This window comes from Pantoea sp. alder81 (assembly GCF_020179835.1).
Classification (GTDB): Bacteria; Pseudomonadota; Gammaproteobacteria; order Enterobacterales; family Enterobacteriaceae; genus Pantoea.
The window spans coordinates 700391-716782 of record NZ_JAIUDA010000002.1 but is presented as its reverse complement, the minus strand read 5'-3'; the positions used below and the strand labels follow the sequence as shown (position 1 = coordinate 716782).

The following is a 16392-nucleotide window of genomic DNA, read 5'->3' as shown; positions in this document are numbered from 1 at the left end:
CCTTCACGACAGGATCGAACCCATGCTGTATGGCTATTCTGAAGTAATCCTAAAAGGCACCCTGGTGACCCTTGAGCTGGCACTCAGTTCGGTGGTGCTGGCGTTAGTGCTTGGTTTGATGGGCGCTGGCGCCAAACTCTCCCGCAGTCGCCTGTTGGTGATGATCTCTGAAGGTTACACCACTCTCATTCGCGGTGTGCCTGACCTGGTTCTGATGTTGCTGATCTTCTATGGTCTGCAAATCGCCCTCAACAGCGTGACCGATGCGTTGGGTGTCGCCCAGTTCGATATCGACCCGATGGTGGCCGGTATCATTACGCTCGGCTTCATCTATGGCGCTTACTTTACCGAAACCTTCCGTGGTGCTTTCCTGGCTGTACCCAAAGGACAAATCGAAGCGGCGACCGCTTTCGGTTTCACCGGCTCGCAAACTTTCCGTCGTATTCTGTTCCCGGCGATGATGCGTTTTGCGTTACCAGGCATTGGCAATAACTGGCAGGTGATCCTCAAAGCCACGGCGCTGGTGTCACTGCTGGGGCTGGAAGACGTGGTGAAAGCCACGCAGCTGGCGGGTAAGAGTACCTGGCAGCCGTTCTACTTCGCGATCGTCGCGGGGGTGATTTATCTGGTGTTTACCACGCTATCAAACGGCGTGCTGTGGTGGCTTGAACGCCGCTACACGGTGGGTGTGAAAAGGGCAGAGCTATGATCGATATTATTCAGGAGTATTGGAAACAGCTGCTCTGGACCGATGGTTACCGTTTTACCGGCGTCGCCATTACGTTGTGGTTGTTGATTCTTTCCGTGGTGATCGGCGGATGTATGGCTGTGATCCTCGCGATCGCGCGCGTATCGCCAAATCGCTACATCTCCACGCCTGTCTGGCTGTTCACCTATATATTCCGCGGAACCCCGCTGTATGTGCAGCTGCTGGTGTTCTACTCTGGCATGTACACGCTGGAAGTGGTGAAAGGCTCGGAGTTGCTGAACGCCTTTTTCCGCAGCGGCCTCAACTGTACGCTGCTGGCCTTTACGCTGAATACCTGCGCCTACACCACTGAAATTTTTGCCGGGGCCATTCGCGCCGTTCCGCATGGCGAAATTGAAGCGGCACGCGCTTACGGTTTTTCGCCGTTTAAGATGTATCGCTGCATTATTCTGCCGTCGGCGCTGCGCACTGCGCTGCCAGCCTACAGTAACGAAGTGATTCTGATGCTGCACTCAACGGCATTGGCGTTTACCGCCACGGTGCCGGATCTGCTGAAAATCGCGCGTGATATCAACTCGGCGACCTACCAGCCGTTTACCGCGTTTGGCATCGCTGCGGTGCTGTATTTGATCATCTCTTACGTGCTGATTAGCCTGTTCCGCAAAGCGGAGCGTCGCTTCCTGGCGCACGTGAAACCTTCTTCATCGCATTGAGTATCACTATGGCTGACAACAAATTAAGCGTTACCGAACTGCACAAGCGTTACGGTGAACATGAAGTTCTGAAAGGCGTATCACTGCAGGCGAACGCCGGCGATGTGATCAGCATCATTGGCTCGTCCGGTTCCGGGAAAAGTACCTTCTTACGCTGCATCAACTTCCTCGAAAAACCGAGCGAAGGCACCATTTCGGTCAACAACGAGCAAATCAATCTGGTGCGTGATACCGATGGGCAGCTGAAAGTGTCCAACAAAGAGCAGCTGCGTTCACTGCGCACTCGTCTGACCATGGTGTTCCAGCACTTCAATCTGTGGAGCCACATGACGGTGCTCGACAACGTCACCGAAGCACCGATTCAGGTACTGGGGCTGAGCAAAGCCGAAGCGCGTGAGCGTGCGATTAAGTATCTGGATAAAGTCGGCATTGACGCTGGTGCGCGCGCGAAATATCCGGTACACCTTTCTGGTGGTCAGCAGCAGCGTGTGTCCATTGCCCGTGCGCTGGCGATGGAACCAGAAGTGCTGTTGTTCGATGAGCCGACTTCAGCGCTCGATCCGGAACTGGTTGGCGAAGTGCTGCGTATCATGCAGAAGCTAGCTGAAGAGGGTAAAACCATGGTGGTGGTGACGCATGAGATGGAGTTTGCTCGTCACGTCTCCAATCACGTGATTTTCCTGCATCAGGGCAAGATTGAAGAGCAGGGCACGCCGGATGAGCTGTTCGGCAACCCGAAAAGCCCACGCTTGCAGCAGTTCCTGTCGGGGTCGCTGAAGTAATCGAACAGGTCGCCATTAATGGCGACCCTGTTGATGTAGGGGGCGCATTGATGCGCACCTGGCCGATAACCGTATGGGCGCGTTGAGGTATTGCTGTGCACCTGGCTGATACTTCATGGGCGCGTTGAGGTATTGATGCACATCATGCCCGATACCGCATGGGCGCGTTGAAGTATTGTTGCGCACCTGGCCGTTAACTGCACGGGTACGTTGAGGTATTGATGCGCGCGCGGGTCAGTCTCGCAGTAGTTTCAGCGCCGTATCTTCATCAGTTACCAGCCCCGATATCCAGCCGCCTAGCAACGCCGCACGAATTGCCGGATACTTACGCGCGCTGCCGGAAAAACCAATAATCTTGCGTTGAGTCTGGCTCTCCAGTAAGACGCTGGTGAGCAGCTCATCCGTTTCGCCCCACACGCGTTCACCTTGCTGATTGAAAAAGTGGCCGAGCATTTCGCCCACCACGCCGCGCCCGTTCAGCGCCTCGACCTGCGCATCGGTAATAAATCCCTCGGCATTCAACGGACAGCCGGGCATCACTTCCCCAATACCCACAAAAGCCACGTTGGCTTGGAGAGCGCGGTCGGTGACGCGCTGGTACACCTGATGCTGCACCCACATCGCTTTATCCTGTGGCGTGTCGGCGTACAACGGTGCAGGAATGAAGAAATACTTGCCCTGCATCTTTTCAGCCATCTTCAACGGCACGTCGTAGCGTGTACCGGAATCATCCCGCGCGATGGCGCCAATCATCGAAACGCACTGATGCTGCGGGCGATCCACCCATGGCAATGCATCGATCATTGAGCGCAAAGTTTTACCGGAACCAATACCAAACACCTGCGGCGCTTCCTCATTGATAAACTGCGACATCACCGCCGCGCCTTCAACGGCCAGCATCTGCTGGATAGCGTCATCGTTCAGATTGGCCGATGGCACCACGCGGCACAGATCCAGACCAAACTTCTCCTGCACCTCACGCGCCAGTTGCAGGCAGTGCGTCACAGGATGATCGATCTTCACGCTCACCATCCCCATTTCGCGCGCGCTAGACACCAGACGCTGCGCCACCTGGCGTGATAATCCTAATGCCTGCGCAATCTCTTGCTGTGTTACGCCCGCGACGTAATACATCCACGCGGCACGCGCGGCCAGTTCCTGTTTTTTCTCTTCTCTGCTCATCACGCTGTTCCGTCAAAACCAATGCGCCATCTTAGCGCGTGTTTTACGAAAAGCACTAACTGAGCAAAAGCCCCAAAAAAGAGCAAAAGTATTATTTGTGATAAGGCTCGCAGAACGATCCCTATAGCGCGCACTATGCTACACGTCATCGGGCAAATGCCCTGTCTTGTGGCAAATGTTTAATTGAGGCGATTATGACCAATCAATCAGTGTGGATGCACATCGGCGCAGGATCTTTTCATCGGGCACATCAGGCGTGGTATCTGCATAAACTGCGTGAGCAGGGTGACGAAAGCTGGAGCATCGCGCTAGGCAATATTCGTAATGACGCGGTGCCACTGCTCAATCAGCTCGCGGCACAGGATGGCGAGTATGTGCTGGAAACCGTGACGCCAGAAGGCGAGCGGGATTATGAAACCATCACCTCGCTGCGCAAAATCTTGCCGTGGGACAGTGAAATCAGTGCACTGGTAGAGCAGGGTGCCAATCCGCAAACCCGTGTGATTGGCTTTACCGTGACCGAAGCAGGTTACTACCTGACGCCCGAATTCACACTGGATCTTAATCAGGCGGACGTGAAGGCTGATTTGGGCGGCGACATTCGCACTATTTATGGCGCACTTAGCCACATCCTGACAGAGCGTGTTGCACAGGGTGGCGCGCCGGTCACGCTGCTGAACTGCGACAACCTGCGTCACAACGGTGAGCGATTCCGTGAGGGCTTCCTCGCCTTCCTCACTGCTAAAGGCGATACCGAATTGGCGGACTGGGTGCGCTCGCACACCACATCACCGAATACCATGGTCGATCGCATCACGCCACGCCCTACGCCGGATGTGGCGGAACGCGTACAAGCGGCGACCGGCAAACAAGATGGCGCTGCGGTGATGGCCGAATCTTTTATTCAGTGGGTGATTGAGGATGACTTTATTGCCGGTCGTCCGGCGTTGGAAAACGTGGGTGTTGAGTTGGTGGAATCGGTGCTGCCGTGGGAAGAGGCGAAAATTCGCATCCTCAATGCGACACATGCCGCGATTGCCTGGGCGGGCACGCTGATTGGCTTGAACTATATCGATGACAGCACGCGTCATCCGGCGATTTATCAACTGGCACATGACTATGTTACCCAGGATGTCATTCCCTCCCTGTCGCCCAGCCCGCTTGATTTAGCCGATTACCGCGACGTGGTACTGGCCCGCTTTAGCAACCCTTACATCAAAGACACCAATCAGCGCGTGGGTGCCGATGGCTTGTCCAAAATTCCCGGCATGGTGACGCCAACGCTGCAAGAGTGCTACCAGCGCGGTGCGCAACCCACCGCAACGGCAGTGATTCCGGCGCTGTTCTTCCTGTTTATGCAGCGCTGGGCTAATGACGACCTGCCATATCCCTATCAGGACGGCGCGCTACAGGTTGATGCGCTGCGTAAACAATTCGCCAGTGTCGATCCGTTGAAGGCTTTCCTCAGTGACAGTGCGCTGTTTGCAGAACTGGCGACTGATGAGGCGTTTCACGAATTGGTGACGCGCCGTGTCGCGAGCCTGCAGCAGTGGCTTAAACAACCTGAACTGGCGGCGGTGTAATTATGTATCTCGGCATCGATATCGGTACGTCAGAGCTTAAAGCGCTGATCATCAATACGTGCGGCGAGATTGTGGCATCACAGCACGCCACGCTCACAGTACAGCGCCCACATCCCCACTGGGCAGAACAGGATCCTGAACGCTGGTGGCAAGCCTGCACTGATGTGCTGGCGGGATTGCGTCATCAATCTCCTGATGCATGGGCCGCGATCCGTGCCATCGGCTTATCCGGTCAGATGCATGGGGCTGTGCTGCTGGACGCGGATGGCAAGGTATTGCGTCCGTGCATCTTGTGGAACGACACCCGCAGTGCGCCACAGTGTGAGGTGCTGCGTAAATGCTATCCGCAGATGATGGAGATTAGCGGCAACATGATCATGCCAGGCTTCACCGCGCCGAAACTGCGTTGGGTAGCTGAACATGAGCCGGAGATCTTCAGCCGCATCGATAAGGTTTTGCTGCCAAAAGATTACCTGCGCTGGCGTCTTACCGGGCGCTTTGTCAGCGAGCCTTCCGATGCTGCCGGCACGCTGTGGCTGGATGTGGCGCAGCGTGATTGGTCCGATGAACTGCTGGCGATCACCGGACTGACGCGCGCCCAGATGCCTGAACTGGTGGAAGGCAGCGCGGTGAGTGGTCGCGTGCAACCGTCACTGGCGAGCGAATGGGGCTTATCCACTTCGGTCACGGTTTCCGGTGGCGGCGGTGACAATGCCGCTTCAGCGGTGGGCGTGGGCGCGGTGAATCCCGGCGATGCTTTTATCTCGTTGGGTACCTCCGGCGTGATTTTCGTGGTGAGCGATCGACTCCAGGCCGACCCTCAATCCGGCGTGCATGCCTTTTGCCATGCACTGCCGGGCCGCTGGCATCAGATGAGCGTGATGCTGAGCGCCGCCAGCTGCCTGCGCTGGCTGTGCAACCTGCTGTCGGTGAGCGAAAGCCAACTGATGGAGGAGATGGCGCAGCTGAGCGATGAACAACTGCGGAGTGCACCGGTATTCCTGCCTTACCTCTCTGGTGAGCGCACTCCACACAACGATCCAGACGCTTCCGGTTCTTTCTTCAATCTGCGCCACGAAACGCCGCGTGCCTTGCTGGGTTATGCGGTGATTGAAGGCGTGGCATTTGGGCTGGCGGATGGTCTGGCAGTGCTCGGGGATGCCCAGCATCAAATTCAGCAATGCAGCCTGACCGGCGGTGGGGCGCGCAGCACGCTGTGGGCTCAGCTAATTGCCGATGTGCTGCAACTGCCTATTGTCACCCATCCGGCCAGCGCATCCGGTGCGCTAGGTGCCGCACGCCTGGCATGGTTGGGCGACGGCGGTAGTGAGCAAGAGGTCTGCCTGAAACCGCCGGTGCAGGCGCGCTATCAACCGGATGCCACGCGTGGTGCCGTGCTGCAACAGCGGCTGCGTCTGTTCCGCGAACTCTACATCCAACAACAACAGGTGCGCAGCTTGCTGCCTGCATAACGGCTTACCGAACAGAAGGTGATGGTGATGCAATCGAACGAATACTGGTTTGGCTTACCGAAAAAGATGTTCTGGGGCTTCCTCGCTATCGCGATTTTTATGGCGGGTGATGGCTTTGAAATGGCGTTTCTCTCGCGCCATATCACTGATTTAGGCTTTACACCTACCCAATCTGCGGTGGTGTTTACCTTCTACGGCTTGGCGGCGGCACTGGCGGCGTGGGCTTCCGGCGTGGTGGCAGAGTTGATTACGCCGCAGCGTGCGATGATGATTGGTTTTGTACTGTGGATCGTGATGCACACGTTGTTTATGTCACTGGGGCTGGGCATGCGCAATTACCCGTTGATGGTGCTGTTCTACGGCATTCGTGGGCTGGCTTATCCGCTGTTTATCTACTCGTTCATGATGATGCTGGTTCAGGTCTTGCCTCGTGAGAAACTGGCGGCAGCAACCGGCTGGTTCTGGGCGATGTACTCCGTCGGCATCGGCGTGGTCGGCAGCTATTTGCCAAGTCTAACCATCCCGATGCTGGGGGAAACCGGCACGCTGTGGCTGGCGATCATCTGGGTGGCCTGTGGCGGTATTCTCGCGTACTTCAGCCTGCGCAATGTGCCGGTGGATCGCTCGCGGGTGAATCTGCCGATGCGTGACAAAATGACGGAGATGTCACGCGCCGTCACCATCCTGTTCACCAATCAGCATGTGTTTTATGCCTGCCTGATTCGCATCATTAACACGCTGTCGCTGTTTGGTTTTGCCATTATCATGCCGTTGCTGTTTGTCGATCGCCTCGGCTTTACCATTTCTGAATGGCTGCAGATCTGGGCGGTGTTCTTCTTTGTCACCATCTTCACCAACATTTTCTGGGGTATCACCGGTGAGAAGCTGGGCTGGATCCGCCAGGTGCGCTGGTTTGGTTGCCTGGGAATGGCCATCTCCAGCCTGATGTTTTACTACCTGCCGATGTATGCCGGTCACAACTTCTGGGTGGCACTGATTCCGGCCGTGATGCTGGGGATCTTTGTAGCGGCGTTTGTACCGATGACAGCGGTATTCCCGACGCTGGAGCCGCATCACAAAGGCGCAGCCGTCTCGATCTACAACCTGTCGGCAGGCCTGAGTAACTTTGTGGCACCGGCCATCGCCTCAGTGATGTTACCGTTCTTCGATATCGTGGGTGTGGTGTGGGCCTATACCGCGCTGTATGTGTTTGCGGGGGTATTGACCTTTATCATTCGCGTGCCGCAGCCGGGGCATACGCGTGAAGAGAAGGCAGTGAAATCACGCGTGGCAGCGCAGCGTAGCTAATGGAAAAACGGCGGCCCAGGGCCGCCGTCTGTTTATCCCGCCACATCCTGTAGCGCTTCCTGTAAATCAAACCAACGAAAGCCAAAGCCCGATTCCTCCAGCCGTTTCGGCAACACATGCTGTCCACCCAGCACCAACACTGCAGATTCTCCCATCATCAACTTAATCGCGCTGGCGGGCGTGCGCATAAACGCAGGCCGATGCATCACATGGCCCAACGTGGCGGCAAACTGCTCATTGCGCACCGCATAAGGCGCAACCATGTTGAACGGTCCGCTCAGGTGGTTATTGTCGATCAGCCAGATGATGGCATTGACCAGATCGTCAATGTGAATCCACGGCAAATACTGTTTGCCGCTGCCAATCGGGCCGCCGACACCCAGTTTGAACGGCAGCTTCATTTTTGCCAGTGCGCCACCTTCCTCTGCTAACACCACGCCGGTGCGTAACAAGCAGACGCGGGTGCGATCGCTCTGGGCGTTAAGCGCCAACTGTTCCCAGCGCGCACATAGAGCATGGGTAAACTCATCGTGGCCAGGATCGTCTTCCGTTAATACCAGATCACCCGTATCACCATAAAAACCGGTCGCGGATCCGGAGATTAGAAAATGCGGTGGATTGCTGCTGGCGTGAATCAACGAAACAATCTGCTCGGTGATTTGCCAGCGACTTTCACACAGCCGCTGCTTCTGTTGTTCGGTCCAGCGTTTATCGGCGATCGGTTCGCCCGCCAGATTAATCACGCCATCAATACCATCAAGATCGGTTTGCTGATTGATGCCAGACCACAGCGAAACGCGGGGATCCAGTTTCTCACGCGCCGCCGCGACATCACGGGTGACGACGTTCACCTGATGCCCGAGCAACAGCAGGCGCGGTATCAGGTGGCGGCCTATTAAACCTGTGCCGCCGGTAATAAGCAGGTGCATGCTGAGCCTCCTTGTAATTTGTTTTTTGCTCAATCTGATCATAGAAGAGAAGCGCACGGATAGCGTGACAGCGCTTACGCTAATGAAGAAAAAGGGAAAGTTTGAGCTGGACTCAAGGTCAAAGATCCGACCAGCACCCCATTGCCTTAGCAATTAAAAATCGGTAAATAGAAAGCACACCTGATGCTTATTGAGGCAGCCGATGAACTACCCATCCATCACTTTGTGGTCCGATGCATCCTTTTTCAGCCCTTATGCCATGTCGGTATACGTCGCACTCACCGAGAAGGGTATTCCTTTCTCCCTGAAGCGCGTGGACCTGGCGCAAAACGCCCAGCTCGATGATGACTATCGCGCGCTGTCGCTGACGTGCCGCGTGCCCACGCTGGAAATCGATGACCTGGTTCTCAATGAGTCTTCAGCGATTGCTGAATACCTCGAAGAACGTTTTCCAGCCCCTGAATTTGAGCGCCTCTATCCACGCGATCGTGAAAAGCGGGCGCATGCGCGTGAAGTGCAGGCGTGGCTGCGCAGTGACTTGATGGCGCTGCGTGCTGAACGTCCAACGGAAGTGCTGTTTGCCGGCGAACGCTTTGCGCCACTCACCCCCGCAGGCGAACTGGCCGCCAGCAAATTGATTGCGGCAGTTCAACGCCTGCTGCCGGATGGGCAACAAAATCTGTTTGGCGAATGGTCAATTGCCGACACCGATCTGGCGGTGATGATCAATCGTCTGGCGCTGCATGGCGACACATTACCGGTCAAATTGCAGCATTACGCCGAGTTTCAGTGGCAACGCGCGTCAGTGCAATTGTGGCTGTCAGAATCGGGCAAATCGCGCTAAGCACGAAGAGCCTTGCGGAGGCGAAAAGAACGCTTTACCTTACCGCTCATTCTAATAAGGCATCGCAAACAGGCGCGTGCTGGGCACGCCGAAAACAGAAAAGGGTTACGGATGGTGGATCAAACGGCAGATAGCGGTATCGAGTGGGTTGATATCGTTAGTGAAGAGAACGAAGTCATTGCGCAGGCCAGCCGTGCGCAGATGCGTGCGCAGAATTTGCGTCATCGTGCGACCTACATCGTGGTGCATGATGGTATGGGCAAAATTCTGGTGCAGCGTCGTACTGAAATCAAAGACTTCATGCCGGGTATGCTCGATGCGACCGCCGGTGGCGTGGTGCAGAGTGGTGAAGACATGCTGGAATCTGCACGCCGTGAAGCGGAAGAAGAGCTGGGCATCGCTGCAGTACCGTTTGCTGAACATGGCAAATTCTACTTCGAAGATGAGCACTGCCGCGTCTGGGGCGGATTGTTCAGCTGCGTCTCGCATGGCCCATTCGCCATGCAGGAAGAAGAAGTGGACGAAGTGTTCTGGATGACGCCGGAAGAAATCACTGCTCGCTGCGATGAATTCACCGACGACTCGCTCAAAGCAGTATCACTGTGGCTGACCCGCAACAGCGATGCCGCACGCCGTAAGCAGAGCAGCGAATCCTGATTCCAGCTCCACTCAAACAAGGCGCCCTCAGGCGCCTTTGTTGTTTCTAGTGCTCACACAAAATGTCTTTGAGCAACTGCAATGCCTTATCAAACTGCGGCTGTGGAATCGTCAGCGGATAAAGAAAACGGATCACATTACTGTGCACGCCGCAGGTCAGCAAAATCAGCCCTGCTGCCAGCGCCTGTAACTGAATCGCTTTGGTAATTTCCGCTGATGGCCGGCCTGAGGCATCCTGAAACTCTGCTGCGATCATTGAGCCATACCCGCGCACCTCAGCAAGTGAATGACAGCCTGCATCCCGCAAGGTCGCACTGAGCTGTTCGCCCAGTTGGTTAGCGCGAGCGCACAACTGCTCCTCATCAATGATATCCAGCACCGCATGTGCTGCCGCTATCGCGGGTGGACTGCCCGCATAGGTGCCGCCCAAACCGCCCGGCTCGGGTGCATCCATCACTTCGGCACGCCCGGAGACCGCCGATAACGGAAACCCGCCCGCCAGACTTTTTGCCATGGTGATCAAATCCGGCTGCACATCGTAGTACTCACTGGCAAACAGCTTACCGGTGCGCGCAAAGCCGGTCTGGATCTCATCGGCGATTAACAAGATGCCGTGGCGATCGCACAAGGCGCGTAACGCAGAGACAAACTCCGGCGGCGCAACATAAAAACCGCCTTCGCCCTGTACCGGTTCAAAGATAATCGCCGCCACCTGCTGCGGGCTAATATCGCTGCGGAAAATCGCTTCAAGACTCTCTAATGCCTGATGTACGCTCACATTGTGCAGCGCATTAGGGTAATGGGCATGAAACACTGAGCCGGCAAACGGACCAAAGCCGGTTTTGTAAGGCACGACCTTGCCCGTCAACGACATCGTCATATTGGTGCGCCCGTGGAATGCGCCGGTGAACGCAATAACGCCGGGACGACCCGTCGCCGCGCGGGCAATTTTCACCGCGTTCTCCACCGCTTCCGCGCCGCTGGAGAAGAAGGTGGTTTTCACCTCGCCGCTAATTGGCACGCGCTGGTTAAGCCGCTCAGCGAGGTGAATATAATTCTCGTAAGGGATGACCTGAAACGCGGTATGGGTAAAACAATCCAGCTGCTGCTGCACGGCCGCCATCACTCTCGGATGACGATGCCCTGTATTGAGCACCGCAATGCCTGCCGCGAAGTCAGTGTATTCGCGTCCGTCTTGATCCCAAACCGTGGCGTTTTCCGCCTTCACCGCATAGAAATCACACATCACACCCACACCGCGCGGCGTGGCCTTCAATCGACGACTGTGCACATCACTGTTGCTCATCATTCACCTCGCAAGTCATAGGAGCCTGTCATCAGTGTGAGCGGCAGGGTGTTTTTTCGCCAGTGAATGGCTGCGTGAAAATCGCCTCGTTACAAACGGTAAGAATGCGGAGGTGTGCACTGCAAAAGCGATGATGATGTTTGAAAGGCAGGGAAGGCGAGTGCCAATAGAAACGCGCGACAAATCCTCCCCTGACAAACAGTAAGAATGTAGAGGTATGCACCCCTAAAGCGATGATGAAGTTTGAAGGGCAGGGAAGAAGAGTGCTCACTGAACGCACGACAAATCCTCCCCCTGACAAACAGTAAGAATGTAGAGGTATGCACCCCTAAAGCGATGATCAAGTTTGAAAGACAGGGAAGGCCAGTGCGAAGAGCTAAGCGTCCGCGCCATGGACGGCGCGGCCGATCTGCAGGGATGCGTTAATCCTTCGCGATCGGACTGGCCTTCCCTGTCGATTGCACCCAGCCCACAGCGACAATTGCACCCAGCCAACCGCGACAATTGCACCCAGCCAACCGCGACAATTGCACCCAGCCCACAGCAACAACAGCACCCAGCCTTCACCACCCACCAATCTTAAAGCAAAAAAAAGAGCACAAGGTCTAACCCTCATGCTCTTCACATTCAGCGGCAAGAAAAAGAAATTAGCCTTCCGCTTGCTGTGACTGAATCGCCGTCAGTGCGATGGTATAAACAATGTCATCCACCAATGCGCCACGTGACAGATCGTTCACCGGCTTGCGCATACCCTGCAGCATCGGCCCGATAGAAATCAGGTCTGCCGAACGCTGTACCGCCTTATAAGTGGTGTTACCGGTGTTCAGATCCGGGAAGATAAACACAGTAGCGCGACCTGCAACCGCTGAGTTTGGCGCTTTCGATTTCGCCACATCTTCCATAATCGCGGCGTCATACTGCAACGGACCATCGATCACCAGGTCAGGACGTTTCTCCTGAGCGATACGCGTCGCTTCACGCACCTTCTCAACATCGCTACCCGCACCGGAGTTACCGGTTGAGTAAGAAATCATCGCCACGCGCGGATCGATACCAAAGGCCTTAGCAGAATCTGCAGACTGAATAGCGATCTCTGCCAACTGTTCTGGATTCGGATCCGGGTTAATCGCACAGTCACCGTACACCAGCACCTGCTCAGGCAGCAGCATAAAGAACACCGAAGACACCAGTGAACTGTTCGGTGCGGTCTTGATCAACTGCAACGGCGGACGAATGGTATTGGCGGTGGTATGCACAGCACCCGAAACCAAGCCATCTACCTCGCCACGCTCCAGCATCATGGTGCCGAGCATCACGTTATCTTCCAGTTGCTCCTGCGCGACCACTTCGGTCATGCCCTTGCTCTTACGCAGCTCAACCAAACGTGGCACATAGTTCTCGCGCACCACCTCTGGATCGACAATCTCAATGCCCTGGCCCAGTACCACACCCTGAGCAGCAGCGACACGCTGGATCTCATCCGGATTACCCAACAGCACGCATGACGCAATACCGCGCTCGGCACAGATCGCCGCCGCTTTCACGGTACGCGGCTCGTCGCCTTCTGGCAGTACAATACGTTTGCCCGCTTTACGTGCCAGCTCAGTCAGCTGATAACGGAAGGCTGGTGGAGACAGGCGACGGCTACGCTCGGAGGTGGCGGTGAGTGATTCCACCCAATCGGCATCGATAAAGCTGGCCACATACTCCTGCACCTTCTCAATACGCTGCGTATCATCCGCAGGCACTTCCAGGTTAAAGCTCTGCAGACTCAGCGAAGTCTGCCAGGTATTGGTCTTCACCATAAACACCGGCAGGCCAGTCTGGAAGGCACGCTCACACAGACGCGCGATCGGTGCTTCAATCTGATAACCACCGGTCAGCAACACGGCACCGATCTCAATACCGTTCATTGCGGCCAGACAGGCTGCGACCAATACATCTGGACGGTCAGCTGACGTCACCAGCAGTGAACCCGGACGGAAGTGCTCCAGCATGTGCGGAATGCTACGTGCGCAGAACGTCACAGATTTCACGCGGCGCGTCTGGATCTCACCTTCGTTAATGATCTCTGCATTCAGATGGCGGCACATATCGATGGCACGCGTCGCAATCAGATCGAAGCTCCATGGCACACAGCCCAAAATCGGCAGCGGACTGTTAGCAAACAGCTGCTTAGGATCGATATTGGCGATGCTCGCTTTGTTCGAATCATCAAAAATTTCGGACAGGTCCGGGCGCGTACGACCCTGCTCATCCACTGGCGCGTTCAGCTTGTTAATGATTACGCCGGTAATGTTCTTGTTCTTGCTGCCACCAAAGCTGCTCTGCGTGACTTCAATACGTTCTTTCAACTGAGCCGGAGAATCGTTACCCAGCGCCGTCACAAACACGATTTCCGCATTCAGGGTCTTGGCGATTTCATAGTTCAGCGAAGAAGCGAACTGATGCTTACGGGTTGGTACCAGACCTTCAACCAACACCACTTCCGCGTCTTGCGCATTGGCGTGGTAGTTAGCAATGATCTCTTCCATCAACACGTCTTGCTGGTTCGAACCGAGCAGTGACTCAACGCGTGACATCTGCAGCGGTTCAGCAGCAGGGATCGCGGAGTTTTTACGGATGATGGTGGTGGTCTGATCTGGCGCATCGCCGCCCGCACGTGGCTGGGCAATTGGCTTGAACACGCTCAGGCGAACGCCTTTGCGCTCCATGGCACGGATCACGCCGAGGCTGACGCTGGTCAGGCCGACGCTGGTGCCGGTGGGGATGAGCATGATTGTACGTGACACTATAAAAACCTCTCAGGTGTTGCAGACTAGCCAAAACAACTCCGTCAGCCTGAGCTGACGGAGAGAAGTGTATTTAAGCGGTCAAACGCGCGGCGTCCTGGGCGATAACCAACTCTTCGTTGGTTGGGATCACCACGGCCGGGCGGGTGCCCTCTTTGTTAATGAAGCCTGACTTACCGAAGCGAGCAGCAAGGTTGCGCTCGTGATCCACTTCAAAGCCCAGCAGACCCAGTTTCGCCAGCGCCAGCTCACGCACCATCGCTGCGTTCTCACCGATACCACCGGTGAATACCACGGCATCCAGACGACCTTCCATCAGCGCGGTGTAGCTGCCGATGTATTTCGCCAGACGATGGCAGAACACGTCCATTGCACGCTTAGCATCTTCTTTGGTCGCGTAGTTATCTTCAACGTAGCGGCAGTCGCTGGTGACTTCGGTCAGACCCAACAGGCCAGACTCTTTAGTCAGCAGCTTGTTGATCGCATCCACGCTCATACCGAGGGTGTCATGCAGGAAGAACACGATAGCCGGGTCGATATCACCACTGCGGGTGCCCATCACCAGACCTTCTAATGGCGTCAGGCCCATTGACGTATCGACGCACAGGCCGTTGCGGATAGCAGAAACTGAACCGCCGTTGCCGAGGTGGCAAGTGATGATGTTCAGTTCATTGACCGGCTTGTTCAGCATTTTGGCGGCTTCCTGCGTCACATAGAAGTGGCTGGTGCCGTGTGCGCCGTAGCGACGAACGCCGTGCTCTTTGTACAGTTTGTACGGCAGAGCATAAAGATAAGACTCTTCCGGCATAGTCTGATGGAATGCCGTATCAAAAACCGCCACATTCTTATCTGACAGATGAGGGAAGTTCTTCAATGCCTCATCGATACCGATCAGATGTGCCGGGTTATGCAGTGGAGCAAAAGAAGAAGCATCTTTAATGCCCTGAATCACCGATTCATCGATGATGACTGATTTTGTCAGCTGCTCGCCGCCGTGAACGATACGATGGCCGATTGCAGCGATTTGTGCCGAAAGCTCTGGTTTTTGTGCCAGAATAGTTTTAACAATGAAGTTCAGCGCTTCACTGTGCGCTGCACCTGCACCCAGAGGTGCTTCTTGTTTGCTGCCTTCCAGTTTCCATTTGATACGCGCTTCTGGTAAATGGAAACACTCCGCCAGACCTGACAGATATTCGTCACCGGTGGCTGGATTGAGGATGGCAAACTTAAGGGAGGAGCTGCCGCAGTTCAGAACCAGTACTAACTTCGTTGACATGGAAGTACCTATTGATTAAAGAGTGGCTAAAAATAACGCAATCAGACTAACAGCGTAGCCCATGAATGCTGGTAGATTAATGATTAACATCATGCGGTAGTCAAAAAGAGACCGACATGCAAAAAAATTTCGGTAATTTTACGCAGATTTTTGAATTCTGCTTAGCGAAACATGGCTCTGAACCGCTCTTTTATTGAGCTGAAGCTTCCGGTAATGTTGCTAAAACGGCGTCAGAATACCCACTGTCACTCGCAAAGACAAAATCTTTTGAAGGATGTGACGTAAAGTTGTGTAGTTATCATTTTATTTTAATCATTACAGAATTAGTTGAGGTCTATCATGGCGAATGACACAAGCAATCCCGGCTGGTTTGGTTTATTCCAGAACGGTCAGCGTTACATGAAGACCTGGCCAGCCGATAAGCGTCTGGCACCGATGTTCCCGGAAAACCGGGTGGTGACGGCAACGCGTTTTGCCATCCGTTTTATGCCGCCGCTGGCGATATTCACTCTGACGTGGCAAATCGCCATGGGCGGACAACTGGGGCCGGCCATCGCTACCGCACTGTTTGCCTGTAGTTTGCCAATGCAGGGATTGTGGTGGCTGGGCAAACGCTCAATCACGCCTTTACCGCCGACATTGCTGCACTGGTTCCACGAAGTGCGCGCAAAACTCGAAGAAGCGGGACAGGCGATCGCCCCCGTCGACGGCAAGCCGACTTATCAGGCACTGGCCGATGTATTAAAGCGTGCTTTCAAACAGCTCGATCGTACCTTCCTCGACGATCTTTGATCGAACATACCCTTTTACTGCCAGAGAATGTGTGCAGTAACCGGGCT

15 protein-coding genes are annotated in these 16392 nt (G+C 55.3%); 10 read left to right on the top strand and 5 right to left on the bottom strand.

What is annotated here, in order from left to right; genetic code table 11:
• Positions 1-22: 22 nt before the first annotated feature.
• From LBW88_RS08205 to hisP, 3 genes are read left to right on the top strand one after another with little or no spacing between them, the layout of a single operon-like run.
• On the top strand, positions 23-709 hold the full coding sequence (locus LBW88_RS08205; protein WP_200569159.1) for a histidine ABC transporter permease HisQ: 687 nt from the start codon (positions 23-25) through the stop codon (positions 707-709).
• The gene (locus LBW88_RS08200) at positions 706-1422 is read left to right on the top strand and encodes an ABC transporter permease (RefSeq protein ID WP_224930990.1); all 717 of its coding nucleotides are present in this window, start codon (positions 706-708) and stop codon (positions 1420-1422) included. The genes LBW88_RS08205 and LBW88_RS08200 overlap by 4 nt, the downstream gene beginning before the upstream one ends.
• A gap of 8 nt (positions 1423-1430) precedes the next feature.
• Positions 1431-2204 carry a histidine ABC transporter ATP-binding protein HisP gene (hisP, locus tag LBW88_RS08195; RefSeq protein WP_224930994.1) on the top strand — a complete coding sequence of 258 codons (774 nt, stop codon included), beginning with the start codon at positions 1431-1433 and terminating at the stop codon, positions 2202-2204.
• A gap of 234 nt (positions 2205-2438) precedes the next feature.
• On the opposite strand, the gene LBW88_RS08190 is transcribed toward hisP, so the two are convergent.
• Positions 2439-3386, bottom strand: coding sequence for a sugar-binding transcriptional regulator (locus LBW88_RS08190; protein WP_224930997.1), 948 nt, complete (start codon positions 3384-3386; stop codon positions 2439-2441).
• A gap of 194 nt (positions 3387-3580) precedes the next feature.
• On the opposite strand from LBW88_RS08190, the gene dalD reads away from it, so the two are divergent.
• The 3 genes from dalD to LBW88_RS08175 are packed head-to-tail and all read left to right on the top strand — an operon-like array spanning position 3581 to position 7749.
• Positions 3581-4969: a D-arabinitol 4-dehydrogenase gene (gene dalD / locus LBW88_RS08185; RefSeq protein WP_224930999.1), complete on the top strand. Its 1389-nt coding sequence runs from the start codon at positions 3581-3583 to the stop codon at positions 4967-4969.
• Between the two features lie 2 nt (positions 4970-4971).
• On the top strand, positions 4972-6441 hold the full coding sequence (gene xylB / locus LBW88_RS08180) for a xylulokinase (RefSeq protein ID WP_224931001.1): 1470 nt from the start codon (positions 4972-4974) through the stop codon (positions 6439-6441).
• A gap of 27 nt (positions 6442-6468) precedes the next feature.
• Positions 6469-7749 (top strand): MFS transporter, encoded by a 1281-nt coding sequence (locus tag LBW88_RS08175; protein ID WP_224931003.1) that lies wholly within the window; start codon positions 6469-6471, stop codon positions 7747-7749.
• 32 nt (positions 7750-7781) lie between these two features.
• Here the strand turns inward: LBW88_RS08175 and LBW88_RS08170 are convergent, their stop codons facing one another.
• Complete coding sequence (locus tag LBW88_RS08170) at positions 7782-8678, bottom strand: TIGR01777 family oxidoreductase (RefSeq protein WP_224931005.1); 897 nt, start codon at positions 8676-8678, stop codon at positions 7782-7784.
• A gap of 202 nt (positions 8679-8880) precedes the next feature.
• On the opposite strand from LBW88_RS08170, the gene yfcF reads away from it, so the two are divergent.
• Both yfcF and yfcD read left to right on the top strand, forming a co-directional pair.
• Positions 8881-9522 (top strand): glutathione transferase, encoded by a 642-nt coding sequence (yfcF, locus tag LBW88_RS08165; protein WP_224931007.1) that lies wholly within the window; start codon positions 8881-8883, stop codon positions 9520-9522.
• 111 nt (positions 9523-9633) lie between these two features.
• Positions 9634-10179, top strand: coding sequence for an NUDIX hydrolase YfcD (yfcD, locus tag LBW88_RS08160; protein ID WP_224931009.1), 546 nt, complete (start codon positions 9634-9636; stop codon positions 10177-10179).
• 46 nt (positions 10180-10225) lie between these two features.
• Here the strand turns inward: yfcD and LBW88_RS08155 are convergent, their stop codons facing one another.
• On the bottom strand, positions 10226-11485 hold the full coding sequence (locus tag LBW88_RS08155) for a 4-aminobutyrate--2-oxoglutarate transaminase (protein WP_224931011.1): 1260 nt from the start codon (positions 11483-11485) through the stop codon (positions 10226-10228).
• 346 nt (positions 11486-11831) lie between these two features.
• On the opposite strand from LBW88_RS08155, the gene LBW88_RS08150 reads away from it, so the two are divergent.
• Entirely contained in the window at positions 11832-12068 is a 237-nt protein-coding gene (locus LBW88_RS08150; RefSeq protein ID WP_224931013.1) for a hypothetical protein, read from the top strand.
• Between the two features lie 64 nt (positions 12069-12132).
• Here the strand turns inward: LBW88_RS08150 and pta are convergent, their stop codons facing one another.
• Both pta and ackA read right to left on the bottom strand, forming a co-directional pair.
• Entirely contained in the window at positions 12133-14277 is a 2145-nt protein-coding gene (pta, locus tag LBW88_RS08145) for a phosphate acetyltransferase (protein ID WP_224948295.1), read from the bottom strand.
• A gap of 73 nt (positions 14278-14350) precedes the next feature.
• Positions 14351-15553 carry an acetate kinase gene (gene ackA / locus LBW88_RS08140; RefSeq protein WP_224931020.1) on the bottom strand — a complete coding sequence of 401 codons (1203 nt, stop codon included), beginning with the start codon at positions 15551-15553 and terminating at the stop codon, positions 14351-14353.
• A 339-nt stretch (positions 15554-15892) separates the two neighbouring features.
• Between ackA and yfbV the strand changes: the two genes are divergently transcribed.
• Entirely contained in the window at positions 15893-16345 is a 453-nt protein-coding gene (yfbV, locus tag LBW88_RS08135) for a terminus macrodomain insulation protein YfbV (protein WP_034825085.1), read from the top strand.
• Positions 16346-16392 lie beyond the last annotated feature (47 nt).

Bases quoted from the DNA above. Each gene is read 5' to 3' on its own strand.
- LBW88_RS08205 (WP_200569159.1), top strand. From the start codon at position 23: ATGCTGTATGGCTATTCTGAAGTAATCCTAAAAGGCACCCTGGTGACC.
- LBW88_RS08200 (WP_224930990.1), top strand. From the start codon at position 706: ATGATCGATATTATTCAGGAGTATTGGAAACAGCTGCTCTGGACCGAT.
- hisP (WP_224930994.1), top strand. From the start codon at position 1,431: ATGGCTGACAACAAATTAAGCGTTACCGAACTGCACAAGCGTTACGGT.
- LBW88_RS08190 (WP_224930997.1), bottom strand. From the start codon at position 3,386: ATGAGCAGAGAAGAGAAAAAACAGGAACTGGCCGCGCGTGCCGCGTGG.
- dalD (WP_224930999.1), top strand. From the start codon at position 3,581: ATGACCAATCAATCAGTGTGGATGCACATCGGCGCAGGATCTTTTCAT.
- xylB (WP_224931001.1), top strand. From the start codon at position 4,972: ATGTATCTCGGCATCGATATCGGTACGTCAGAGCTTAAAGCGCTGATC.
- LBW88_RS08175 (WP_224931003.1), top strand. From the start codon at position 6,469: ATGCAATCGAACGAATACTGGTTTGGCTTACCGAAAAAGATGTTCTGG.
- LBW88_RS08170 (WP_224931005.1), bottom strand. From the start codon at position 8,678: ATGCACCTGCTTATTACCGGCGGCACAGGTTTAATAGGCCGCCACCTG.
- yfcF (WP_224931007.1), top strand. From the start codon at position 8,881: ATGAACTACCCATCCATCACTTTGTGGTCCGATGCATCCTTTTTCAGC.
- yfcD (WP_224931009.1), top strand. From the start codon at position 9,634: ATGGTGGATCAAACGGCAGATAGCGGTATCGAGTGGGTTGATATCGTT.
- LBW88_RS08155 (WP_224931011.1), bottom strand. From the start codon at position 11,485: ATGAGCAACAGTGATGTGCACAGTCGTCGATTGAAGGCCACGCCGCGC.
- ackA (WP_224931020.1), bottom strand. From the start codon at position 15,553: ATGTCAACGAAGTTAGTACTGGTTCTGAACTGCGGCAGCTCCTCCCTT.
- yfbV (WP_034825085.1), top strand. From the start codon at position 15,893: ATGGCGAATGACACAAGCAATCCCGGCTGGTTTGGTTTATTCCAGAAC.